The 24,055-nt window shown below is 66.6% G+C and carries 21 protein-coding genes; 6 read left to right on the top strand and 15 right to left on the bottom strand.

The annotated features are described in order from the left end of the window. Nucleotides 1–90 precede the first annotated feature (90 nt). The 4 genes from IM760_RS15635 to IM760_RS15620 form a co-directional block, all read right to left on the bottom strand. Nucleotides 91–1,401, bottom strand: coding sequence for a TRAP transporter large permease (locus IM760_RS15635; RefSeq protein WP_204431146.1), 1,311 nt, complete (start codon nt 1,399–1,401; stop codon nt 91–93). Continuing rightward, the gene (locus IM760_RS15630; protein ID WP_204431144.1) at nt 1,401–1,955 is read right to left on the bottom strand and encodes a TRAP transporter small permease subunit; all 555 of its coding nucleotides are present in this window, start codon (nt 1,953–1,955) and stop codon (nt 1,401–1,403) included. Before IM760_RS15630 ends, IM760_RS15635 begins: the two co-directional genes overlap by 1 nt. Nucleotides 1,956–2,032: 77 nt before the next feature. Beyond that, nucleotides 2,033–3,076 (bottom strand): TRAP transporter substrate-binding protein DctP, encoded by a 1,044-nt coding sequence (dctP, locus tag IM760_RS15625; RefSeq protein WP_204431142.1) that lies wholly within the window; start codon nt 3,074–3,076, stop codon nt 2,033–2,035. Between the two features lie 170 nt (nt 3,077–3,246). Then, entirely contained in the window at nt 3,247–4,701 is a 1,455-nt protein-coding gene (locus IM760_RS15620; RefSeq protein ID WP_204431140.1) for an amidase, read from the bottom strand. Between the two features lie 76 nt (nt 4,702–4,777). Here IM760_RS15620 and IM760_RS15615 point away from each other — a divergent pair, with 76 nt between their 5' ends. Beyond that, nucleotides 4,778–5,200, top strand: coding sequence for a VOC family protein (locus tag IM760_RS15615; protein ID WP_204431138.1), 423 nt, complete (start codon nt 4,778–4,780; stop codon nt 5,198–5,200). Here the strand turns inward: IM760_RS15615 and IM760_RS15610 are convergent, their stop codons facing one another. The 8 genes from IM760_RS15610 to IM760_RS15575 all read right to left on the bottom strand — a co-directional run bounded on the left by IM760_RS15610 (nt 5,201) and on the right by IM760_RS15575 (nt 14,035). Next, on the bottom strand, nt 5,201–6,415 hold the full coding sequence (locus IM760_RS15610) for a CaiB/BaiF CoA transferase family protein (RefSeq protein WP_204431136.1): 1,215 nt from the start codon (nt 6,413–6,415) through the stop codon (nt 5,201–5,203). It lies immediately after the preceding gene. A 5-nt stretch (nt 6,416–6,420) separates the two neighbouring features. Then, nucleotides 6,421–7,917 (bottom strand): tripartite tricarboxylate transporter permease, encoded by a 1,497-nt coding sequence (locus tag IM760_RS15605; protein ID WP_204431134.1) that lies wholly within the window; start codon nt 7,915–7,917, stop codon nt 6,421–6,423. A 42-nt stretch (nt 7,918–7,959) separates the two neighbouring features. Continuing rightward, the gene (locus tag IM760_RS15600) at nt 7,960–8,430 is read right to left on the bottom strand and encodes a tripartite tricarboxylate transporter TctB family protein (protein ID WP_204431132.1); all 471 of its coding nucleotides are present in this window, start codon (nt 8,428–8,430) and stop codon (nt 7,960–7,962) included. A 2-nt stretch (nt 8,431–8,432) separates the two neighbouring features. Further along, complete coding sequence (locus IM760_RS15595; protein WP_204431130.1) at nt 8,433–9,413, bottom strand: Bug family tripartite tricarboxylate transporter substrate binding protein; 981 nt, start codon at nt 9,411–9,413, stop codon at nt 8,433–8,435. A gap of 16 nt (nt 9,414–9,429) precedes the next feature. Then, nucleotides 9,430–10,392 (bottom strand): Bug family tripartite tricarboxylate transporter substrate binding protein, encoded by a 963-nt coding sequence (locus IM760_RS15590; protein WP_204431128.1) that lies wholly within the window; start codon nt 10,390–10,392, stop codon nt 9,430–9,432. 38 nt (nt 10,393–10,430) lie between these two features. Then, a complete protein-coding gene (locus IM760_RS15585; protein WP_204431127.1) occupies nt 10,431–11,585 on the bottom strand; it encodes an acyl-CoA dehydrogenase family protein in 1,155 nt (384 codons plus the stop codon). Nucleotides 11,586–11,604: 19 nt separating this feature from the next. Beyond that, nucleotides 11,605–12,582, bottom strand: a complete 978-nt coding sequence (locus IM760_RS15580; RefSeq protein WP_204431126.1) for an IclR family transcriptional regulator domain-containing protein — start codon at nt 12,580–12,582, stop codon at nt 11,605–11,607. A gap of 226 nt (nt 12,583–12,808) precedes the next feature. After that, nucleotides 12,809–14,035 carry an ATP-grasp domain-containing protein gene (locus IM760_RS15575; protein ID WP_204431125.1) on the bottom strand — a complete coding sequence of 409 codons (1,227 nt, stop codon included), beginning with the start codon at nt 14,033–14,035 and terminating at the stop codon, nt 12,809–12,811. A 212-nt stretch (nt 14,036–14,247) separates the two neighbouring features. On the opposite strand from IM760_RS15575, the gene IM760_RS15570 reads away from it, so the two are divergent. Next, nucleotides 14,248–16,221: a hypothetical protein gene (locus IM760_RS15570; RefSeq protein WP_204431124.1), complete on the top strand. Its 1,974-nt coding sequence runs from the start codon at nt 14,248–14,250 to the stop codon at nt 16,219–16,221. On the opposite strand, the gene IM760_RS15565 is transcribed toward IM760_RS15570, so the two are convergent. Continuing rightward, nucleotides 16,218–17,315, bottom strand: a complete 1,098-nt coding sequence (locus tag IM760_RS15565; RefSeq protein ID WP_204431123.1) for a histone deacetylase family protein — start codon at nt 17,313–17,315, stop codon at nt 16,218–16,220. The genes IM760_RS15570 and IM760_RS15565 overlap by 4 nt on opposite strands. 160 nt (nt 17,316–17,475) lie before the next feature. Further along, nucleotides 17,476–17,682 (bottom strand): transcription antiterminator/RNA stability regulator CspE, encoded by a 207-nt coding sequence (gene cspE / locus IM760_RS15560; protein WP_204431122.1) that lies wholly within the window; start codon nt 17,680–17,682, stop codon nt 17,476–17,478. Between the two features lie 380 nt (nt 17,683–18,062). Here cspE and IM760_RS15555 point away from each other — a divergent pair, with 380 nt between their 5' ends. Then, the gene (locus IM760_RS15555) at nt 18,063–19,103 is read left to right on the top strand and encodes a cache domain-containing protein (RefSeq protein ID WP_204431121.1); all 1,041 of its coding nucleotides are present in this window, start codon (nt 18,063–18,065) and stop codon (nt 19,101–19,103) included. Here IM760_RS15555 and IM760_RS15550 read toward each other — a convergent pair. Continuing rightward, complete coding sequence (locus IM760_RS15550; RefSeq protein WP_204431120.1) at nt 19,090–20,397, bottom strand: short-chain fatty acid transporter; 1,308 nt, start codon at nt 20,395–20,397, stop codon at nt 19,090–19,092. The genes IM760_RS15555 and IM760_RS15550 overlap by 14 nt on opposite strands. 191 nt (nt 20,398–20,588) lie before the next feature. Between IM760_RS15550 and IM760_RS15545 the strand changes: the two genes are divergently transcribed. The 3 genes from IM760_RS15545 to IM760_RS15535 all read left to right on the top strand — a co-directional run bounded on the left by IM760_RS15545 (nt 20,589) and on the right by IM760_RS15535 (nt 24,045). Further along, complete coding sequence (locus IM760_RS15545; RefSeq protein ID WP_204431119.1) at nt 20,589–21,704, top strand: AI-2E family transporter; 1,116 nt, start codon at nt 20,589–20,591, stop codon at nt 21,702–21,704. Nucleotides 21,705–21,797: 93 nt separating this feature from the next. After that, complete coding sequence (locus IM760_RS15540; protein ID WP_204431117.1) at nt 21,798–22,310, top strand: methylated-DNA--[protein]-cysteine S-methyltransferase; 513 nt, start codon at nt 21,798–21,800, stop codon at nt 22,308–22,310. Nucleotides 22,311–22,386: 76 nt separating this feature from the next. Then, nucleotides 22,387–24,045: an FAD-binding dehydrogenase gene (locus IM760_RS15535; protein WP_204431116.1), complete on the top strand. Its 1,659-nt coding sequence runs from the start codon at nt 22,387–22,389 to the stop codon at nt 24,043–24,045. The last annotated feature ends 10 nt before the right edge of the window (nt 24,046–24,055 follow it).

The raw sequence follows: 24,055 nt of genomic DNA, 5'->3' as shown, positions 1-24,055 counted from the left end.
TACCCGGGTGGTTCAGGCTTTTTCTTTATGTCCCTTCAACTGTGGGACAGCAGTGGCCCGAGGGCGGCCTTTTTTGTCTGCCGGGCGGTGTCAGAAGAACAGCCGCGGCAGGTAGGTGGCGATTTCCGGGAACATCATGATCAGCGCGATGCCCACGATCTCCACCAGCACGAACGGGATCACCGACACATAGATGTCCTTCATGGTGATGCTGGGTGGCACCACCCCCTTCAAATAGAAGAGGTTGAACCCGAAGGGTGGTGTCATGTAGCCGATCTCCATGTTGATCACGAACAGGATACCGAACCACACCGGATCGAAGCCCATGGCCTTCACCACCGGCAGGAACACCGGCAGGGTAATCAGCATGATGCCCACCGGATCCAGCACCATGGCCAGGAAGAAGATGATCACCATCATGGTGATGATCACCGCCCAGGGGCCGCCGGGGATCGAGGTGATCCAGCCTTCGAACAGTTCCTGGGCGCCCATGCTCTGGTAGGCGGCACTGAAGGCGTGGGCGGCGAACAGAATCCACATGATCATGCCGGTGAGCTTGAAGGTGCGGATCGAGGCGTCGCGCATCAGTTCCCAGCTCATCTTGCGGTACACCACCGCCGACAGCAGCGCGCCGAACACGCCCATGGCGGCGGCTTCGGTGGGCGTGGTGATGCCGGCGATGATGGAGCCTAGCACCATCACCACGATCAGCATCGGCAGAATCACCGCGCGCAGCGCCTTCAGTTTTTCCGGCCAGGAGGCACGCTCTTCCTTGGGCAGGGCCGGCGCCAGTTCCGGCTGGAAATAGCAGCGGATCAGGATGTAGGCGCAGGTCAGCACCATCAGCAGCAGCCCCGGCAGCACGCCGGCGGCGAACATCTGACCCACCGACACGCCGGTGATCAGCGAGTAGAGAATCATCAGGATGCTGGGCGGAATCAGAATGCCCCAGCCACCGCCGGTGTTGATGCAGCCCAGCACCATGCGCTTGTCGTAGCCGCGCTCCAGCATGGACGGCAGGGCGATGGTGCCCATGGCCACCACGGCGGCGCCGGAGATGCCGCACATGGCGGCGAAGATGGCGCAGATCACCAGGGTGCCGATGGCCAGGCCGCCGCGCAGGCCACCCCACCACAGGAACATCATCCGGTACAGATCCTTGGCCACGCCGGTGCGCTCCAGCACCATGGCCATGAACACGAACAGCGGTATCGCCACCAGACTGAAGCTGCCCATGGTGCTCCAGATCTGCGACGCCACCATATAGAAGGCGTCCGGCCCCCAGGTGAAGTACAGAAACACCACGGACACGCCGCCCAGCACGAAGGTCAATGGCAGACCCAGCACCAGGAACAGCAGTAGCGAGCCGAAGAACAGCAGAGTGATCATCTCGATGCTCATCAGTGCGGCTCCTCCGTCCCGTCATCGATGCTGTCTTTAAGAACGAGGGCGTTGTCCGGGTTGATCGCCACGGCGATGTCACGCAGCAGCTTGACGGTGCCCTGCAGCAGAACCAGCACGATGGCCAGCGGCATGAACGCCTTCACCGGCCACACCGGCGGGTTCCACGCGGAATAGGTGGTCTCGCTGCCCTGGAAGGATTCCCAGGCCATCGAGGACGCGAAATACAGAAACGCCAGAATGAAAATGTAGAACAACACGGAGGTGAACACGTCGATGATCGCCTGCGTGCGCACCGAGAAACGGGAATACAGCAGGTCCACGTTGACGTGGCCCTTATGCGCCATCACATAGCCACCGGCCATGATCGCGTACACACCGAACACGAACTGGGTCAGCTCGGACGTCCACACCGTGGGCGAGTTCAGCAGGTAACGACAAACGACCTCGAGCAGCAGCAGCGCGGTCATCACGAAAACCAGCAGCGCGATCCACCGGCCCAGCACGTCATTGAGACGGGTCACGCCGTTGATCAACTTCTGAAGGAAGGACATGGTTCCTCCGCGGGGGGCTTAACGGTAAACACTAAAAAGGGGGAGCCGGCTGGCTCCCCCCGGGGTCGGGTCCGCTGTTACAGGTAACCCAGGTCGCTCAGGAAACCTTTCAGCTTGTCCACCGCTTCGGCGGCCTTGTCGCTGCGCTTGGCTTCCTCGTCCCAGGTTTTCTGGGCCACTTTGGCCAGACGGTCCTGCACGTCCTGGGGCATGGTGTTGATCTTCACGCCCTGCTCGGCCTGAACCTTGGCCAGGGTGATTTTTTCCTTGTACAGGTATTCGCTGGTACGGATCCAGAACTGCTCGTCGAGGGCGTCCTTGACGATCTTGGCCATGCCTTCCGGCAGCTTGTCCAGCGCCTTCTGGCTGACGATGAAGGCGTCGGTACCGGCGATGTTCAGTGCCGGCTGCACGTGGTACTTGGCCACTTCATACAGCCCCATGCTGGCCGCGCCTTGCGCCGCGCCCCAGTGGGCCGCGTCGACCACGCCGCTGGACAGGGCCTGGTAGAGTTCACCGCCCGGCACATAGGTACCGGCCGCGCCGGCTTCGGTGAGGAACTTCTGCAGCGCGCCGGAAGAGCGGATCTTCAGGCCCTTGAAGTCTTCCCAGCTGTTGATCGGCTTCTTGGAAACCATCTCGGTGGGATACACTTTGTCCGTGGAGTAGTAGACGTTGAACTTGGCCGCTTCCTCGCGAAGCATGTCCTCGAAGCCCAGGTTCTTGTGGAAGTAGGACGCTTCCCAGACGTTGCGGAACGCGAACGGCAGACCGGAGGCGATGCCCGCCAGGGTCATCTTGTCCTGGGCGTAGGCCGGAGAGATGGTGCCCATCTGGATCACGCCACGGCTTACCGCGTTGAAGGTTTCCTGGGCCTTGAACAGCTGGCCGGCCTCGTACAGTTCCAGCTTCAGCTGACCGTCGGTGCGCTCCTCGATCACGCGCTTGATGCGCTTGAGGCTGTCCTCGTAGGAACTGCTGGAACCGGGCCAGTGGGACTGAACCTTCCAGGTAATGGTATCGGCGGCGTGGGCGGTGGCGCTGAACGCCACGGTGGCCGCGAGGGCGATTGCCGAGCCACCGAACGCCAGCGTGTTACGGAAACGATGCATCAGAGTCATGGGGAGCTCCTGGTTTGTTGTTTTGCCTGTTCCGCATAGCGAAATAGTAAGGCCGAAAAATGAAACTGCTGAACGGAATGTAGCACAGCTCCCCGGTTTCCCAATACCCTCTTTTTATGACCTCCGCTCATTGTCTCAGCAATGTATACACATTTTCCGGCTTTGTTGGCTTACTGCGCCGGCGGTGACGGCGGCAGCGGCGCCAGCACCTCCGAGAGGTGTTCCGCGAAAGCCAATACGGTGCGGTCCTCCAGATAGGGCCCGATGATCTGCACCGCCAGCGGCAGGCCGTCCCGGGTCAGCCCGATGGGCAGGGTCACCGCCGGCAGGTAGACCGCCCCGGCCAGGCCCACCCACACCATGATGTCCAGGTAAGGCTGGTCGCGGCCGTTGACGCGCAGCACCCGACCGCCGGGCCCGGGCTTCTGCTGATGGGGGAACGGCAGGGTCTGTACCACCGGGCACAGCAGCACGTCCACGTCCTGGAAGAATCGGTGCCAGGCGGCGCGCTGACCCTGGCGCTGTTCGTCCGCGTGCAGCCAGTCGGTGTGCGACTGGGTCACGCCACGGGCGAAGCGCACCCGGTAACCCGTGTCGTCCGGCGCCGCCTCCGCCACATCCTGTTGCAATTGCTGATAGAGATCGTCCGGCAGGCCCACGCCCATGGTGCCGGCAAGCAGCTGATAATAGACGTCGTAGGCGCTTTCCAGCGTGAGGCCGTCCGGCCGCGCCTCGTGATCCACGTGCACGCCCTGCCCCGCCAGTTCACCGGTGAGCCCTTCCAGCGCCTCGCGAATGGCGTCGTCCACCGGACAGCGCGGATCATCCAGCCAGGCGGCCACGCGAAAATCCTTGAGCGCCTGGTGGCGCGGCGCCGGCAGGGTCAGCCGCCAGCCCGGCGCCTCCTCATCGTCCGGCGCCGCCAGCAGGTCCAGGGCCAGGGACAGGTCGCCCGGGTTCAGGGCCATGGGGCCGGCCACGGAAATGTCGCGGCGGGCCAGCGCTCCCGGCGGCCCGGGCACATGGCCCCGGGTGGAGATCAGGCCGAAACTGGGCTTCAGCCCGCACACACCACAGAAGGCCGACGGGGTGCGGATCGAGCCGCCGATGTCGCTGCCCAGTTCCAGCGGCGTGAAGCCGGCGGCCAGGGCGGCGGCGGCGCCCCCGGAGGAACCGCCCGGGGTCAGCGCCGTGTTCCAGGGATTGTGGGTGGTGCCGTAAATGTCGTTGTAGCTCTGCAGGTCACCGGCCATGGCCGGCACATTGGTTTTGCCGAACACCACCGCGCCGGCGTCCAGCAGCCGCTGTACCGCGCGGCTGGTGTGCTCGGAGACGTGATCCCGCAGCACGCCGGCGGTGGTCGGCCAGCCGGCGATCTCGTAGGTTTCCTTGATGGTCATCGGCACGCCGTGCAGGGCGCCCCAGTCCTCGCCCCGGGCCAGCGCCCGGTCCGCCTCGCGGGCCCGTTCCCGGGCTTGATCAAAGCGCCGTACCACCACCGCGTTGAGCGGACCATCAAGGCGCTCCACCCGGTCGATGAAATATTCCAGGGCCGCCTCGGCGGTGATCGCCTTCTGTTTGATGCGGCGCGCCAGGGCGCGGGCACCGATGCGATGCAGGTCCATGCACTCTCCCTCTGTTATTATGAAATCTGATTTTGTTCAGCTTTGCTGTTCCCTTCTATCAAACGGGATCGAAAACATGAAGTATCTGCACACCATGGTGCGGGTCAGCGACCTGGACGCCTCCCTGCGCTTTTACTGTGATGGACTGGGACTGCGCGAGAACCGCCGCAAGGAAGTGCCCCAGGGCCGTTTCACGCTGGTGTTCCTGGCCGCCCCGGAAACCCCGGACGCGGAGCTGGAGCTGACCTGGAACTGGGACCCGGAGCCGGACATGGGCTCGGCCCGCAACTTCGGCCATCTGGCGTTCCGGGTGGACGACATCTATGCGCTGTGCGCGCACCTTCAGGAGATGGGCTACACCATCAACCGCCCGCCCCGGGACGGCCACATGGCGTTCGTGCGCTCGCCGGATCTTATTTCGGTGGAGTTGCTGCAGAAAGGCGACGCCCGGGCTCCCGAGGAACCCTGGGCGTCCATGGAAAATACCGGCAGCTGGTAATCAGGCGGCTCCGCCGGTGGCGATCACCTTGCCGTCCAGCAGCGCCTGGCGGCGCTCGGCGGAGAAGCCGGCCTGTGCCAGCACGTCCAGAGTATGCTGGCCCAGCTCGGGCAGGGTGGTGGTGGCCTCGGCGGCACCGTCCCCGAAGGTAAAGGGCAGCGCCGGCACGTCCACCTCGCCGCCCTTGCCGTCCAGCACCCGCTGGAAGATACCGGTGGCTTGCACGTCGGCGCTGGCGCGCACCTGGGTGTAGTTACGCACCACGCCGCACACCACGCCGAACGCCTCCAGCCGTGCCCGGGCTTCCTCCCCGCCGAAGCCGCCCAGGGCCTGATTGAGAATAGCCACCATGGCGGGCCGGTTGGCGACCCGGTCATTGCTGGTGGCGAAGCGCGGATCGGTGCCCAGCTCCGGCTGCTCGATGGCCCGGCAAAGCCGCTGCCAGTGATCTTCCATATAGGCGGAGATCACGATGTGGCCGTCGCGCACCTGGATCAGGTCCGCCGCCGGCGCCACCAATGGCTGGGCGTTGCCGGCCCGCCGTGGCAGCTCGCCGGAGCAGCCGTACTCCGCCCAGATCTGCGCCTGCAGGCCCACCGCCACCGCCAGCAGCGAGGTCTCGATGGTGGCGCCCTCGCCGTGACGGGCGCAGCGGAACAGCGCCGCCAGAATGGCATTGGCGGCGGCGGTGGCGGTGGCCGCGTCGACCACCGCGAAGCCGGTTTTCAGCGGCACGCCGCCGGGTTCGCCGGTCAGCGACATCATGCCGCTTTCCGCCTGGGCGGCGATGTCCAGCCCGGGGCGCTCCCGGGACGGGCCACGGGTACCGAACCCGGAAATCGAGGCATGGATCAGGCTCGGTTTTTCCGCGCGCAGGGTGGCCGCGTCCAGGCCCAGGCCCTCCATCACGCCGACCCGGCTGTTCTGCACCACCACGTCCGCGCCCAGGGCCAGTTCCCGGGCCACCGCCACGCCCTCAGCGTTGCGCAGATCCACGGCCACGGATTTCTTGCCCCGGTTGTAGGCCATGAACATGCCGCTGCGGTGGCCGCTTTTTTCGCTGACGCCGAAGCGCCGGCTGTTGTCGCCGTTGAAGCTCTCGATCTTGATCACCTCGGCGCCCAGATCGGCGAGAATCTGGGTCGCCCCGGGGCCGGCGATGAACTGCCCGAACTCGATGACCCGGATGCCGGCCAGCGGTTTGTCGTTTGTCATGGGAATCATTCCTTCACGGTCCTTGAGGAAAACAGGCGCCTGCGCGCACCACTCAACAGCGGCCACAACAGGAACAGCGCGGTAATCAGAAACAGGCCCGAGGCGATCGGGCTGGCGAAGAAGCCCAGGAAGCTGCCGCGATTCATCAGCAGCCCCTGGCGCAGGCTCTGCTCGATCATCGGACTGAGCACGAAGCCGATCACCATGGGCGCCAGCGGAAAGCCGTTGTAGCGCAACAGAAAGCCGCCGATGCCCGCCAGCAACACCACCAGCAGATCGAACGGATTGCCGTTGATGCTGTAGGTGCCGGCGGCCACCAGCACCACCACCGCCGCCATCAGCAGAGGCTCCGGCAAGCGCAGAATGCGCGAGAACAGCGGCGACATCAGCCAGCCGCCGAAGAACATGCAGATGTTGGCCACGAACAGCATCAGAAAGATGAACAGCACCAGTTCCTGGTTATCCAGAAACAGGCGCGGGCCGGGCGTCACGCCCTGCAGCACCAGGGCGCCCAGCATCACCGCGGTGATCGGATCGCCGGGCACGCCCAGCGACAGGGTCGGTACCATGGCGCCGGAGGTCACCGCGTTGTTGGCCGCCTCGGAGGCGATCAGGCCGTCCGGTTCACCGGTGCCGAATTTGTCCCGGTTACGCGAACTGCGCTTGGCTTCCGCGTAGCTGATCATGGACGCGGAGGAAGCGCCCACCCCGGGCAGGGTGCCGATCCAGGTACCGATCAACGACGACTTGAGCAGCATGGAAAAACGCCGCCGCAGTTCACCCGGGGACGGGCAGCGGAACGCGGAGCGAATCACCGGCGCACTGCCCCCGGCCCGCTCGGCGGCCCGCCAGAACACTTCCGACAGGGCGAACAGGCCGACCAGGAACGGCACCAGGCCAATGCCCGCGGACAGATCGAACACATTGAAGTCGTAACGCAGGTAGCCGGTGACCGGGTCCTGCCCCACCACCGCCACGAACAGACCGAGCAGGCCGGCCATCAGCCCCTTGACCAGATTGTCCCGGGACACGGTGACGATGCAGGTGAGCGCGAACAGGCCCAGGGCGAAATATTCCACCGGCCCGAACTTCAAGCCGATGCGCGCCAGCAACGGGGACGCCACCGCCAGAATCACGGTGGCCAGAATGCCGCCGAAGGCGGAGGCGGTGGTCGCCCAGCCCAGGGCCAGGCCCGCCTCGCCACGCCGGGCCATGGGGTAACCGTCGAGCACGGTGGCGGCGGATTGCGGCGTGCCCGGCGTGTTGATCAGAATCGCCGACAGCGAGCCGCCGTACACCGAGCCGCAATAGATGCCCAGCAGCAGCGCCACACTGGCGCCCTGGCCGAGCACGAAGGTCAGCGGCAGCGCCATGGTGATCGCCAGCAGGGAGCCGAGACCGGGCAGCGCGCCGATAATGATACCGACCAGGGTCCCCGCCACCACCGCCAGCAGGGCGTCCGGGGCGGCGAGCATGGAGAGGGCGGACATCAAGGCGTCCATATAAGCCTCCGGGCCCCGCCAGGGGCCATGTTCTTTTAGGAATCAGGAAAACAGTGCGCTCAGGGACGGCAGGGCCGGCCCCGGCGGCGGACGGTTGAGCAGATCGGCGAAGCCGTACCAGACCAGGGCGGTGAACAGCACCGCCACCCCCACCAGCCACAGCGGACGGCGGAAGCCCTGGAACAGCGAGAACACCAGCATCAGCGCCAGGGTGGCGGGCACGAAGCCCAGCCACTCATAGCCCAGCAGGTAGGCGCTGCTGATCACCACGGTGCCGGTGAGGCTGCGCCAGCGCAGCCGCTCCAGCGCGCTGTCCGGACCGCCATTCAGCGCCGCCCGCACCATCAACCAGACCGCGCACACCCCGATCAACGCCAGCAGCAGCTTCGGGTACCAGTAAGGGTTGCTGGCCACCGGCACCGGCCGGTCGTTGCCACCGCCGGCCAGGTACACCGCCAGGGCGGCGGCCAGGGCCGCCGCGCCGTAGCACAGATCCAGAACGCGCGCTTTCATGCTTAGTGGCCTCCGCCCTTGAGCACGTCACGGATCAGTTCACCGTTGGTCTTCGAGGTGGACAGCACCAGATCCTGAAACGCCCCGGGGCTGAGATAGACCGCGTCCAGGCCGACCCGGCCAAGCACGGTTTTCAATGTCTCGGATTCGGTGGCCTGTTCACAGGCGGAAGCCAACCGGTCGCGAACGTCCTCGGGAATCCCCTTGGGCGCCACCAGGCCACCGGCCACCGCGGCGGTCATGTCGTAGCCCTGCTGGATGGCGGTTTTCAGGTCGGGCAACGCCTCGATGGGTGCTTCACTGAACACCGCCACCGCCCGCAGATCCCGGTCGGTCACCGTATTGGGCAGCGCGAAATACAGATCGATATGGCCGCCCATCAGCGCGGTGAGACCCGGGCCGTCCCCGGCGAAGGGCACATGGGTGATGTCGGCGCCGGCAAGGCGCTTGAACTGTTCGATCTGCAGGTGCGGCAGGGTGCCCGGGCCGGGGGTGCCGTAGGTGAGCTCGCCGGGGTGAGCCTTGGCGTAGTCCACCACGCCCTTCAGGGTTTTGAAGGGCGAACCGGGCTTCACCGCCAGCACCTGGGGCGCGTAATAGAACTGGCACAGGTAGTCGAAGGACTCCGCGCTGTATGGCGTGCGGTGCATGTGCGGCTGGTTGGCGATGGTGCCCACCGGCGCCACGCCGATGGTATAGCCGTCGGCGCGGGCGCGGGCCAGGGCCGCCATGCCCACGCTGCCGCCACCGCCGGAGCGGTTGTCCACCACCACCTTGTCACCGAGTATCTCGCTCATGGCGTTGGCCACCGCGCGGCCGGCCAGGTCGGTGCTGCCGCCGGCCGGATAGGGCACGATCTCGGTGACCGGACGGGACGGGTAATCCGCCGCCCAGGCCGGCGTCACCAGCAGCGACAGGCTGCTCAGGGCCAGGCCCAGCAGGGTGCAGGCAGCAGCCAGCACGTTTCGATTTTTTGTTTTCATTACGAGTACCTTTTTCTCAGGAACGGTTCTTCAGAACTTTTTCGATCAACCGTCCATTGGTCTCGGAGATGGATTCCACCTTGGCGCGAAAATCCGCCGGGCCCAGGTACACGGCCTGGGTGCCGAGGCGGTCGAGCACCTTACCCAGCCGTTCGGATTCGGTGGCCTGCAGGCAGCTTTTTTCCAGGGCGTCACGGGCGTCATCGGGAATGCCCTTGGGCGCGATCACCCCGCCCCACCAGGAGGCGGTCATGTCGTAGCCCTGGGCGGCGGCGGTCTGTACGCCGGGCAGAGTGTCCAGTTCCTGTTCACTGAAAATCGCCACCGACTTCAGGTCGCGGTCGGCGATCACGTTGGACATGGTCATGTAGAGGTCTACGTGGCCGCCCATCAGCGCGGTCACGCCCGGGCCGTCACCGGCGAAAGGCACGTGGGTGATGTCCACCTTGGCTTTTTCCAGAAACTGTTCCATGGCCAGGTTGGGCAGGGAGCCCGGGCCGGGGCTGCCGTAGGTAAGCTCACCCGGGTGCGCCTGGGCGTAGTCCACCAGTTCCTTCAGGTTGGAGAACGGGGAACCCGATTTTACCGCCAGGGCCTGGGGGCTTTCGAAGAACTGGCAGACGTAGTCGAACGCATCCAGGTCATAGGGTGTGCGGTGCATGTGCGGCTGGTTGACCAGCGGCGCCGCCGGCACCACGCCGATGGTGTAGCCGTCGGCGCGGGCGCGGGCCAGAGCCGCCAGCCCCACCGTGCCGGCGCCGCCGGAGCGGTTGTCCACCACCACATTGGTGTTCAGGCTGTCGGTGAGCTCCTGGGCGATGGCCCGGGCCATCAGGTCGGTGCTGCCGCCGGCCGGGAACGGCACCATGGCGGTGACCGGACGCTCCGGGTAATCGGCCGCCCAGGCCGGGTTGAGACAGACCAGGGCCGCGCCGATCACGGCCAGACCACGGATACGACGGGTGATTGTTGTAAGCATGTCGTCTTTCCTCTTGGTTTCAGGGAGAACGGCGGCGTTCAGGACGCCTGCCGAAGAGTGAGCTTGGCGATATTGAGCTGATGGATCTGACTGGTGCCTTCATAGAGGCGGAACAAACGCACGTCGCGGTAGAGCCGCTCGATGCAGCTGTAGTCCGCCACGTAACCGGCGCCCCCGAAAATCTGCACCGCCCGGTCGGCCACCCGGCCGCACATCTCCGAGGCGAAGTACTTGCACATGGAAGCGTCCAGTTTCACGTCGCCGCCGGCGTCCCGCTTGCGCGCGGTTTCCAGAATCAGGGCGCGCGCGGCATGAATCTCGGTCTGCATGTCGGCGATCATCGCCTGCACCAGCTGGAACTCCGCCACCGGCCGGCCGAACTGGCGACGCTGGCTGGCATGGGCCAGGGCCTCGTCGCGCATGCGCATGGCCGGGCCGGTGCACAGGGCGCTCAGGTGCAGCCGCTGCTTGTTGAGCACCTTCATGGCGGTGGCGAAGCCCTGCCCTTCCACGCCGCCGATCAGGTTGGCGGCGGGCACCCGGCAATCCTCGAAATAGACTTCCGACACCGGTGAACCGGCCTGGCCCATCTTTTTGTAGGCCGCCCCCACGCTCAGCCCCGGCGTGCCCGCTTCCACCAGAAAGGCGCTGATGCCGCCGGCGGTCCGGTTGTCCGGGTCGGTGCGCGCCATCACCGTGAACAGGCCGGCGATGGGGGCATTGGTGATGTAGCACTTGGTGCCGTTGAGCACGTAATGGTCGCCGTCCCGGCGCGCGCTGGTGGTGAGCGCGGTGGCGTCGGAACCGGCCTCCGGTTCGGTGAGCGCGAAGCAGCCGGTGATCTCGCCCCGGGCGAGGGCCGGCAGATAGCGGTTTTTCTGTTCCTCGGTGCCGTCCGCCACCAGGGCCTCGGAACCGATGCCGGTGTTGGTGCCGACCCGGGCGCGGAAGGCGGTGGCGGCCTGGGACAGCTCCATGGCGCCCAGCACCAGTTCTTCACAGGTCAGGCCGGCGCCGCCGTACTGCTCGGGGATGCTCCAGCCGAAATAGCCCCGGCGGCGCATGTCCTCGACCAGTTCCTCCGGCACTTCGTCCCGGGCTTCCACCGTGTCCTCGGCGGGAATCGCCACCTCGCGGACCCAGCCCCGAACCTCTTCCAGCAGTGCCGTCAGGCCCTCCTGATCACGAATCATGGTGTTCTCCTTATTAATGTCAGGCGCCGCGACCGCGCTCGCCGGCGGGCAGGTACAGCGATCGCAGCGCTTCGGAAAGTCGTTCGCCGAGCCGCTGCAGCTCGGCATCGGAGGTGCGGAAGCTGGGCATCATCAGCCCCAGCACCGCCGCCGGCCGCCCGTCCTCCCGCAGGATCGGCAGTGCCACCGCGCTGGCGCCTTCCACCCGCTCGCCGTTGGAAATGGCGAAGCCACGCTGACGGATCAGCGCCAGCTCCTTGCGCAGTACGGAGACCTTGGGGACATAGCGGGTCAGGGCATCGAGATGGCCGGCCTTGATCAGGGATTCCCGTTCCGCCTCGGGCAGAAACGCCAGCATCGCCTTGCCGCCGGCACCCAGGTACAGCGGGAAGGCACTGCCCACCTCCAGGGCGTAACGCACCGGATGCGGGCTGGGCAGCGCCGCGGTGACGATCTGCTGGTTACCGGCGCGATGGAACAGGGACACGGTCTCGCCGGTTTCCGCGTGCCATTGCTCCATCAGCGGCCGCACGCGCACCAGCACGTCGTCACTGTTCAGGAAGGGGCGGGCCAGTTCCATGACCGCATGGGACAGGTGCCAGCGCTCGCTGTCGGCGTCCCGGCGCATCAGACCCTTTTCGCTGAGCGGCACCAGAATCTCCTCGGCGATGCGCGGGTCCAGGCCCACGCCGGCGGCCAGCCGCTCCAGGGAAGCGCCCTCCGGTACCGCCGCCGAGGCCGCCTGCAGCACGTCCACGGCCCGGCTCACGGCGCCGGCGCCGGTGGACCGCCCGGTGTAGCTGTAGCGCTTGTCCTGGGGCCGCCGATACAGGTAACCCCGGGCCTCCAGGGTGTGCAGGATGCGATAGACGATGGCCGTGGCTTCGCCCATGGCATCGGCGATCTCGGTCAGGGACATGGGCTCGGGGGTGCGTTCCATCAATTCCAGAACGTCGAGAGCACGGGCCAATGTTTGTAATTGGTAGCTGCTGGCCATTTTTTCTTTCTCCGAAACTGTTATCTATTTAAGAAAAAGCGCGGGAAGCTGTCAACCCCACGCCCGCCCGGCGCACAGCATGACGCGGCGGCACCGGAAGGGCACGCCTGGAGCGAACGAAAAAGCACGGCGAGGCGCACCGGCGGGAAGCCGGTGGAGGGCGGGCGGGTCGGGAGCGGTGCCGGGCGGGCGCGCCGGTCAGGTCGGCGCGCCCGGGTTCAGCGGATCAGACGTAGAAGTCCAGTTCTTCCTGGTGCTTGAGCAGGTCGCGCAGGCGGTAGGGGTCGTCGCCGTGGAAGTACACCAGCCCCCAGTGGGTGCCGAAGGCGGTGCGCTTGGTGACGGTTTCCTCCAGGGGCGCGGTGAGCTCGTGGAAATCGAAGTAGGGGTGGTCCAGCGTTTCTTCCGGAATCTCCAGCTGGCTCACCACCCGGCGGCGCGGGTACACCCCGAAGCAACCGGCGTGGCCCTTGGCGTCCACCACTTCCCGGGGGAAAAAGGCCGTGATTTCCTCTTCCGTGGTCTTCGGGTCGAACACCAGCACCATGGCCTGGTAGGCGTTGAAGCCGTAGACCTTCTCCAGCAGTTCGAACACCTTGAAGCCCGGGGGCCGGTAGGCCACCTCGCCGAAGTACATGGTGCCGTCGCTGGTGACGAAGTATTCCGGATGGATAAAGCCGGACTTCAGGTCGAAGGTTTTGATCAGCTTCTCGATTTCCTGCTCGATGCGCGGCCGCCAGTTTTCCAGCTCGGGGCTGGCGGGGACGAACACCGAATACCCCAGGGTCACGTACTCGGAGATGTTCAGGAAGCGGATCTTGCCGTCATGGATCCAGGCCTCGACGGCGAACTCCCAGCCGTCCAGATGGCTTTCCATCAGCACCGGAAATTCCTCGTCGGGAATGGTATCCACCTCGTCCGGCGTGCGGATGACCCGGTGCCCCAGGCAGCCGGCCTTGTCGAAGGCCTTCAGGTGGATCGGGTCATTGGGGTCGCCGTCCAGTTTCAGCAGGGTCTGGTTGACCCGCTTGAGGAAACGGATCACGTCGTCCCGGTCGTGGGCTTCCTCGAAAATACCCACGCGGATGCCGCCCAGCTGGGCGCGCCGTTTCATCAGCGCCTTGTCGCGAAACAGCACCGACTGGCCGTACAGGCGCGGGTTGTCCATCAACACGGAATTCACCGCCCCGGCCCATTCGACGGTTTCCTCGAACAGGGGAATCGCCACGTCCACGCCTTCGTCCTTCAGCTTGACGGCGATTTCCATGGATCGGTCATTGAGCCGCTCGAAGTCCCAGCTCATGAAGGGAATCTCGTGTTCCTCGGCGAACGCCCGGGCCCAGTCCGGCGCCACCACGATAAAACGCCGGTCAAATTTCTCCAGGGCCTCGATGGCGTTGAGACTCCATCCCAGCAGGGCCACATAACCTTTTTGCGGATCTTTCGCCGTCATCATCGTCTCCTTGCTTCGGGCCGACCGTGGAGGAGGGAGAGCGGCATGCCACCGCGGGGTTCGGCGTGGCGTCCTTGCACACCGGGTCGCTGACCCGAACTTCAGCCTAACAGAACACAGCGCTTGCCGCGTCAAGGGCCGAGGGTTCATCTTGGGGTATAGTGTCCTGCGGGTCGCCCTGTCGGCGGCCGCCAGCGGCACCCGGGGAGAGCATGAGCAGCAGCGACACGCAGCACAACGACGCCACGCCGGATCTGGTGACACGCTTCGACGACGCGCTGGCCCAGGTGGGCGCGGCCAGCCGGCTCGCCAAGCCCCGGCACGTGGGTAAGGTGCTGCAACTGGCCGGGCGCCTGCTGTGCCAGCCGGACGGCCCCGACCAGCTTTACCGGCGCGCCACCGCCCTCGAACAGGCCGGCCTGTTCGACGGTACCGACTGGGCGCACCCGGAAATCCTGCAGGCCGATATCACCGTGCAGACCCTGCGCCTGGGCGGCGCCGACGACATCGCCCTGGAAAGCCTGAGCGAGCTGCGCCTGCTGGCGGTGGCCCGGGGCGAACTGTCCCATCCGGCGCTGTCCGCCGAGCAGGCCCACCACTATCTGGCCCAGGTGCTGGCCCTGAACCTGGACCTGCTGTTCGAAACCGGCGGCGAGGCGATCCGCGTGCGCCAGGGGCGCATGGCGGCGGCGGTGCGCGGCGTGCTGCATACGCTGGTCTCGCACATCGGCTACGACCAGATCATCGACCGGCTGATCGAGGAAATCTGGCGCATCCTGGCCCAGCGCCCGGTGCGCGTGGACCACATCAAGGCGATGATCACGCAGATCGCCGCCTGCCTGTACAACCCGGCCATCACCGTCTCCAACAGCCGTGGCGCGGACCGGCTGGTGAGCGCCCTGTTCGGCCCCACCCAGGCGTCCGTGGAAGACCCGGGCCTGGAGCTCTACGCCGAGCGCCTGGCGACCATGGACACCCAGGCCCTGCAGCAGGAAGCCGGCGGCTTCGCCCGGGCCATGCACGACACCGGACTGGTGTCCGCCTATCAGCCGGTATTTCTGCGTTTCGCGCTGACCCAGTCCAGTGAGCTGGTGAGCGCCGCCCTGGGGCTCAGCGCCACCGGCCGCGACGCCCTGCTCTGCTATCAGGAGCTGGTCTACGCACTGATCGAAGCCGCGGTGTTTCCGGAAACCGCCCAGGCCGCCTACGGCCTGGCGCTGATGCTGGAGCGCGGCGTTCTGTTCGCGCCGCCGGTGGCGCCGGCCCTGTGGCGGCAGCTCGGCCAGACCCTGAGCCCCAGCGCCGACGCCGCCATCGTCCAGGCCCTGGGCGATGCCCTGCCGGCCAAGGTGCAGCTGATCGCCGGCGTGCTCACGGTGCTGGGCCTGCCGCTGGGCGTGGGCCAGGGCAACAATCCCACCTGCCAGTCGGCGCGGGCGATCTCCATGTGGGCCTACAACGATCCGGATTACCTGCTGCAGATGATCGTCTGGGCCACCCGGGACGACGACCTGGTGATGCATTTCGAGGGCCAGCGGCTGTCGTCCAAGGAGCTGGCGCCGAGCTGGCCGGCGGTGGCGCCCCAGGATGTGGACGCGGTGTCGGCGGTGCTGGTGCCGCATCTGGACCGCATCTACCACGCCATGGGCGCGCTGTGCGCCGACCGGGACGACGACCCGCACCGCTGGATCAATCCGGAGTTTCACGGCTGGTGGGTGGGGCGCGGCTTCCGGCTGGCGGTGGACCTGGCCACCGGCAAGCTGCACGACTACGCGGCTTTCGTGCGCCATTTCTATGCCTGCTACCACCCGCTGCACAACGGCAACCAGCCGCTGATCTACCCGCAGCCGGCGGGGCTGGCGGTCACCGACAGCGCCGCCCGCTTCGTGGGCTGGCACGCCATCACCATCCAGCGCCTCACCCTGGACCAGGACGAGGTCATGCGGGTGTATTTCTACAATCCCAACAACGATTCGGGGCAGGATCTGGGCAACGGGGTGAAGGTGTCCACCGAGGGGCGCGGCGAGCGCTACGGCGAGTCCTCGCTGCCGGTGGCGGAATTCGTCTCGCGGCTCTACATCTTCCACTTCGATCCGCTGGAGCACCTGGACCCGGCCCGGGTGCCCGACGACGACGTGGCCGAGGTGGAAACCCTGGCGCGCGGCAGCTGGGCGCTGGAACGCTAGGGCCCGTTGAAGGCATCGCGGTGAAAGGCCACCGCCTCGTCCACGGCGCCGAGCCCCGGCGCCCAGGGGTCCTCCGGGTCGGCCCCGGCCATCACCTCCAGGGTGGCGTGCACGCCCCGGGCCAGTGACTCGGTGTGGTAGCCGCCCTCCAGCACCATGGCCAGCCGCCCCTGGCAATGGCGGTCGGCGATGTCCCGGACGATGCGCGTCATCGACGCGAAACCCTCGTAGCTCACGTTCAGCGCCAGATCGAAACGATGGGCATCGAAGCCGGCGGACACCAGCACCAGATCGGGCCGGAAGGCGTCCGCCGCCGGCACCAGTATCTCCCGGAACGCCTTCAGCAGGGCCATATCACCGGCGCCGCCGGGCAGCGGCACATTCACCGTGTAGCCCTCGCCGAGGCCGCCGCCCACGTCCTCGAGCGCGCCGGAGCCGGGGTAGAAGGGCGCCGCCCGGTGCGTGTCGAAAAACAGCACGTCCGGGTCGGCCCAGAAGATTTCCTGGGTGCCGTTGCCGTGGTGGGCGTCCCAATCCACGATCAGCACCCGCCGGCACCCCAGCGCGGCCTGGGCGTGGGCCGCCGCCACCGCCACGTTGTTGAACAGGCAAAAGCCCCGGGCGCGCACCGATTCCGCATGGTGGCCCGGCGGCCGCACCGCGGCGAAGGCGCCCCGGGCACCGCCGGTCATCACCGCTTCCACGGCGGCGATGGCGGTGCCGGCGGCCACCTCGGCGGCCTCCACGCTGCCCGGCGATACCGCCGTGGTGTCCACATCCAGCCAGGCGTTCTCGCCGCGCAGGGCCTGGATGCCATCGAGATAGGAGGTGGTGTGCACCCGGGCCAGCTGTTCCCGGGTGGCGGCCACGCCGGGCGCCAGGCGCAGGCCGGGCACCGGCTCCCGCTCCAGCAGCTCCAGCACCGCGCGCAGGCGGCCGGGGTGCTCCGGGTAGCTCCATTTGGCCCCCAGGCCGGACAGGATTTCCCGCACCCGGCGGTCCAGCCGCCCGGGCAGAAAGGCGGCGTCCGCGTCCGGCTGGTGGGCCAGGGTGCGCGGATCGTGGAACAGGATCACTTCACGGTCGCCGATCATGGCACCCCCGTCCGACTCGAGTTCTCCCCTTATACCGCTAACCGGACAGGGAAAACACGCCTGACGGGCACAAAAAAAGCGGAGCCAGAAGGCTCCGCTTTTCGGGCCGCGCAAGCGCGGCGGCGAGGTCCGGCCCGCGGGCCGGTCCGCGCGGGTCGTCTTAGAGAGCGACCACGTTCTCGGCCTGGGGACCTTTCTGGCCCTGAGTCACGGTGAACTCAACGCGCTGGCCTTCGGCCAGGGTTTTGAAGCCGGAGCCGGTGATGGCGCTGAAGTGTACAAACACGTCGGGGCCACCGCTCTGCTCGATAAAGCCAAAACCTTTGGATTCGTTGAACCACTTAACGGTACCGGTGGTGGTAGACATAATGATCTCCTGATCAATCATAAAATTTCAGATCCGTTACCGGATCCTGGGGGCGCTGGAAATCTACTGTTACTTATGAAGGTCAGGACGAACACTAAGGAAGGGTATCGAACGGGGATTCATAAATACTGCCGTACTTTCTAGCTACTGGCGAGGATACACCCGTTGTCGTCCCGGTCAACCTCTTTTGTGTTGCAATGCGAACCTCTTGCGCCGGCGTCCGCCGCTAAAGTTTCTCCCTGCCTCCGCCGATAACACTGAACAGGCGTATTTTTTCCATAAAAAACAACAACTAAGCAGCCTCTCCGAGGCCCGTTTATTGCAAGGCCAGGACCAGGGAGGGTCCGCCTTCCCGGTCCACGACGAACCGGAGAATGCCCATGCAGGACAACACCATTCTGAACCTGGCCTATGACATTTCCGAGATGACCCGCGACAAGGTGGGCGCCATCGAGGACATCATGCAAACCACCCGGATCCTGGCGCTCAACGCGCGCATCGAAGCGGCCCGCGCCGGCGTCGCCGGGGCCGCCTTTGGCGTGGTCGCGGAGGAGATCGGCAAGGTGTCCGAGGAGATCAACCACATCGCCTCCGATTTCCGCGACGCGGTGGAAGGCCACACCCAGCGCATCGAGGAAGCGGGCGGGCGCATGTTGACGGAGTTTCGGGGCCAGCGGCTGACCGACCTGTCTTTGAACGCCATCGAGATCATCGACCGCAACCTGTTCGAGCGCTCCTGCGATGTGCGCTGGTGGGCCACCGACTCGGCGGTGGTGGCCGCCGTGGACGGCGACGACCCGGCGGTGCGGGACCATGCCAGCGACCGCCTGGCCACCATCCTGCGCTCCTATGTGGTGTACCTGGACCTGTGGATCGCCGACGCCGAGGGGCGGGTGGTGGCCAACGGGCGCCCGGACCGCTATCCCAATGCCGTGGGCCTCAACGTGGCGCGCAGCGCCTGGTTTCAGCAGGCCATGAACACCGCCAGCGGCGACGAGTTCACGGTCACCGACATCGCCCGCAACCCCGCCCTGGACGACGCGGCCGTGGCCACCTACGCCACCGCCATCCGCGCCGGCGGCGACGCCCGGGGCGCGCCGCTGGGCGTGCTCGGCATCTTCTTCGACTGGACGCCCCAGGCGGAAGACGTGGTCAAGGGCGTGGGGCTCAGCGACGAAGAACGGGCCCAATGCCGGGTCATGCTGCTCGACGGGGAGCACCGCATCATCGCCGACGCCACCGGCCGGGGCGAGCTGGGCGGCGCCTATCCGCTCAATACCGAAGGCCGCGAACGCGGCTACTACCAGGACGGCGACAGGCTGGTGGCCTTCGCCCTGACCCCGGGCTACGAAACCTACCGGGGCCTGGGCTGGTACGGGGTGATCGAGTGCGACCCGGGGGCCGCCGCTACAGGAAGGTGAGCCCCAGGCTGATGATCACGCCGGTGACGATCAGCAGCATCAGGCAGTAGCCCATGATGTCCTTGGCCTTGAGGCCGGCGATGGCCAGCACCGGCAGCGCCCAGAACGGCTGCAGCAGGTTGGTCCAGGCGTCGCCCCAGGCCACCGCCATGGCCACCCGCGGCACGTCGGCGCCCAGCGCCGCGGCGGCGGGCAGCATCACCGGTGCCTGCACCGCCCACTGGCCGCCACCGGAGGGCACGAAGATGTTCACCACCCCGGCGCTGATAAAGCTCCAGAACGGCAGCGTCTGGTCGGTGGCGATGGAGGCGAAGCCGTTGGAGATGGTGCCGGCCAGGCCGGAGTCGGTCATGATCGCCATGATGCCGGCGTAGAACGGAAACTGGATGACGATGCCGGCGCCGCCCTTGACCGCCTCGTTGAGGCTGATCAGCAGCCGGCGCGGGGTTTGATGCAGCACGATGGCCAGGAACAGGAACATGAAGTTGACGATGTTCAGGTTCAGGCCACCGCCCTGGCTGAAATAGTAGACCGCGTAGGCCACGCCGCTGAAGCCGATCAGCCAGGCCAGCACGCGGCTGTTCTCCAGGTGCTCCGCCGGGCGCGAGGGGGTGACGTCCGGCACCTCCGGGTCCTGGATGGCATTGGGGTCGGCGAACACGCTGTCGCGCTCCGGCGGCAGCATCAACCGGTTGATCACCGGCACCACGAGGAACAGGGCCGCCACGATGGCCAGATTGAAGAACGCGAAGATGGTGTCGCCGGTACCGATCACGCCGATCTGGTTCTCGGTGAAATGCCCCGGCGTGGCGATGGTCAGCGGAATGGAGCCCGCCAGGCCGCCGTGCCAGACCACGAAACCGCCATAGGCGCTGGCGATCAGCAGCGGGTAGTGCACCTGGATACGGCGCGCCAGGGCCTTGGCGAACAGCGCCCCCACCACCAGGCCGAAGCCCCAGTTGATCCAGCTCGCCGCCAGGGACACATAGGTCACCAGCAGAATCGCCTGGCCCGGCGTGCGCGCCAGCGCCGCCAGCTTGTCGAGGATCCCCTTGACCAACGGCGTGCTGGCCAGCATGAACCCGGTGACCAGCACCAGCAGCATCTGCATGGAGAAGGTGAGCAGGCCCCAGAAGCCCTTGCCCCACATGTCCATCACCGCCACCGGCGAACGGCCTTCCACCAGCATGGCGGCCACCGCCGCCACCAGGGTCAGGATCAGCACGAAGATATAGGGGTCCGGCAAATAGCGTTCCACCAGACGCACCAGGGGTTGGGACGCGCGATTCAACATGGCCGGACCTCCGTGTAATTTTTATTCAACGTGCGAGGAATTATCCCGACCGGTACCGGCCGGGGCAATCAAAGGGCCCGGCCTTACGACTAAAGTCGAACGCCGACAGGCTGTTTACCGCTTTTTACGGTCCGCTGTGCGAGACCGCGTGAAGACCGTAGTAGGCTGTGTCTTCACGGAATCCCAACAACATGACGGTTGCCTTCATGGACGACTCGCAGGCCTCGGACACTCTCTCCGAGGAGGAAACCCGGAAATGGGTGGAATCGGTGACGGTGCGCTCGGCGATGCTCACCGGCATCTTCATTTTGCTGGTGATGTACACGCTCTATGCCGCCGCCACCCTGTTCGCGCCTCTGGTGGTGGCCTTCCTGACCAGCCTGATCTTCACCCCCCTGGTGCGGGCGCTGCGGCCCCTGCGCATTCCGCCGCCGGTGAGCGCGGCGGCGGTGGTGCTGCTGGTGTTCTCGATCGTGGTCAGCGCCCTGTACGGGCTCAGCGAGCCGGCCATGGAATGGCTCGACAAGGCGCCCCGGGATCTGCGACAGCTTGAGCTGGAGTTTCGGGAGCTGGCCGCCCCCATGGAGAAACTGCGCCAGGCCCGGGAGCAGTTCGAACTGATCACCGCCGGCAACCAAAGCGGCGGCGGCCAGAACAAGGCCGACGTGCCGTGGAGCCCGGTGGACTGGATGCTGTCCGGCACCTGGTCGGCGCTGTACGGCATCGCCATCAGCTTTATTCTTCTGTACTTCATGCTCGCCTCCGGCGACACCTTCCTGCGCAAGCTGGTGCGGGTGATTCCCCAGTTCGAGAACAAGCGGGCCGCGGTGGAGACGGTGCGTGAAATCCAGAACAGCATCGCCGTCTATCTGGGCACCATCACCATCATTAATCTGTGCCTGGCGGCGGCCGCATCCCTGGTGCTGTATCTGCTCGATGTGCCCAACCCGATTCTGTTCGGGGTGATGGTGGGGCTGTTCAATTACGCCCCCTATATCGGACCGGTGGCCAGCCTGGTGGTGATCACCCTGATCAGCGTCCTGGAATTCAACGGCCTGTACGAAGCTCTGCTGCCGGCGGCGCTGATCCTCGGGCTGAACGTGCTGGAAGGGCAATTCATCACGCCCACCATCGCCGGCCACCGTCTGGCGCTGAGCCCGGTGATGGTGTTCCTCTCCATTCTGCTGTGGGGCTGGATGTGGGGCGTGGTCGGCATTCTCATCGCGGTGCCGCTGCTGGTGTGCATCAAGCTGGTGTGCGACAACATCGAATCCCTGAGCCTGGTGTCCGAGTTCATGGGCCGCTGACGCGAACGCCCGGACACCAGGTCCGAAAAGGGCGAGAACGGCGCCGCCGCCCCGGTTAGTCTGACACTCCCGGACACTGATCGCGGAGTCGCCATGACCGCCCTTCTCTACAGCGAAACCGATTCCCCGCTGGGCCCGTTGTTGCTGCTGGGCGACGGCGAGGCACTCAGCGGCCTGTACATGAACGCGCAGAAGCACCGCCCGGCGCTGGAACGGGACCGGCGCCGCGACGACGCCCCCTTCCGCGCCGCCCGCGAGCAACTGGCCGCCTACTTCGCCGGCGAACTGCGCGTCTTCGACCTGCCCCTGGCCCCCTCGGGCAGCGCCTTCCAGCAGTCGGTGTGGCGGGCGCTGCTGGACATCCCCTACGGCGACACCGCCAGCTACGGCGAGCTGGCGCAACGGCTCGGCAAACCCGGCGCCGCCCGGGCGGTGGGCCTGGCCAATGGCCGCAACCCGCTGGGCATCATCGTGCCCTGCCACCGGGTGATCGGTGCCAGCGGCACCCTCACCGGCTACGGCGGCGGGCTGGAGCGCAAACAATGGCTGCTCGATCACGAACGCCGCCTGGCCGGGGGCCAGGGCGCCCTGCCCGGCTTTGGCTGAAGCCCTGACGGCAAACCCTGACGATGGTGCCAGAAACCTGCTAGGTTTAAGACTTCACCACCTCCGGGGCATCATCATGAACAACAACAGCGATGCAATCGTCGTGGGCGCCGGCCTGGCGGGATTGGTGGCGGCGGCGGAACTGGCCGACGCCGGCAAGACCGTGACCCTGGTCGACCAGGAAGGCGAGAATTCCCTGGGCGGTCAGGCGCACTGGTCCCTGGGCGGCCTGTTCCTGGTGGACAGTCCGGAACAGCGACGCATGCGCATCAAGGACAGCGCCGAGCTGGCCCTGCAGGACTGGCTCGGCAGCGCCGGCTTCGACCGCGCCGAGGACCACTGGCCGCGCAAAACCGCCGAAGCCTTTATCGAGTTCGCCGCCGGCGAAATGCGCGCCTGGCTGCACGGCCAGGGCATGCGCTGGTTTCCGGTGGTGGGCTGGGCGGAACGGGGCGGTTCCACCGCCACCGGCCACGGCAATTCGGTGCCCCGTTTTCACATTACCTGGGGCACCGGCCCCGGCGTGGTGGCACCGTTCGAGCGGCGCGTGCGCGACCACATGGACAAAGGCCGCATCACGCTCAAGACCCGCCACCGGGTCAGCCGGGTGCTGACCACCGACGGCCGTGTCACCGGCGTGGCCGGCGAGGTGCTGGCGCCGAGCACGGTGGCCCGGGGCGAACGGTCCTCCCGGGACGTGACCGGCGACTTCGAACTGCGGGCCGGCGCCGTGCTGGTGACCTCCGGCGGCATCGGCGGCAACCACGATCTGGTGCGCGAATACTGGCCCCGGGACCGCCTGGGCGAGCCGCCGGCCAGCATGGTCTCCGGCGTGCCCCACCATGTGGACGGCCGCATGATCGCCATCACCAGGGAAGCCGGCGCGGCGGTGATCAACAGCGACCGCATGTGGCACTACACCGAGGGGCTGAAGAACTGGAACCCGATCTGGCCCAACCACGGCATCCGCATCATCCCCGGGCCCTCGTCCATGTGGTTCGACGCCAACGGCCGCCGCCTGCCGGCGCCCTGCCTGCCCGGCTACGACACCCTGGCCACGCTCAAGGAAATCCTGCGCAGCGGCCACGACTACTCCTGGTTCGTGCTCGACCAGTCGATTATCGAAAAGGAATTCGCCCTGTCCGGCTCGGAACAGAATCCGGACATGACCTCCGGACAATGGAAGGAAGTGCTCAAGAGCCGCCTGGGCAAGGGCGCGCCGCCGCCGGTGGAAGCGTTCAAGCGGCACGGCGAGGACTTCGTGGTGGCCGACGATCTCAAGACCCTGGTGGACGGCATGAACCGGCTCACCGGCGAGCACCGCATCGACTATCAAAGACTGCACGCGGAACTGGCCGCCCGCGATCGCCAAATGGACAATCCCTACGCCAAGGACGCGCAGATCACCGCCATCCACGGCGCCCGTCATTACCTGGGCGACAAGCTGTTCCGCGCCGCCAAACCGCACAAGATGCTCGACCCCGCCCACGGCCCTTTGATCGCCGTGCGTCTGCACATTCTTACCCGCAAGACCCTGGGCGGCCTGCACACCAACGTGGACGGCCAGGTGCTGGGCACCGACGGCCAGCCGGTACCGGGCCTGTACGCCGCCGGCGAAGTGGCCGGCTTCGGCGGAGGCGGCTACCACGGCTACAACGCGCTGGAGGGCACCTTCCTGGGCGGCTGTATTTTCTCCGGCCGCAACGCCGGCCGCCACGCCGCCACCGTGGTGTAGGCGTAGCCGC

It is taken from the genome of Alloalcanivorax marinus, from assembly GCF_016906305.1.
GTDB lineage: Bacteria > Pseudomonadota > Gammaproteobacteria > Pseudomonadales > Alcanivoracaceae > Alloalcanivorax > Alloalcanivorax marinus.
This window is presented reverse-complemented; position numbering and strand designations above follow the sequence as displayed.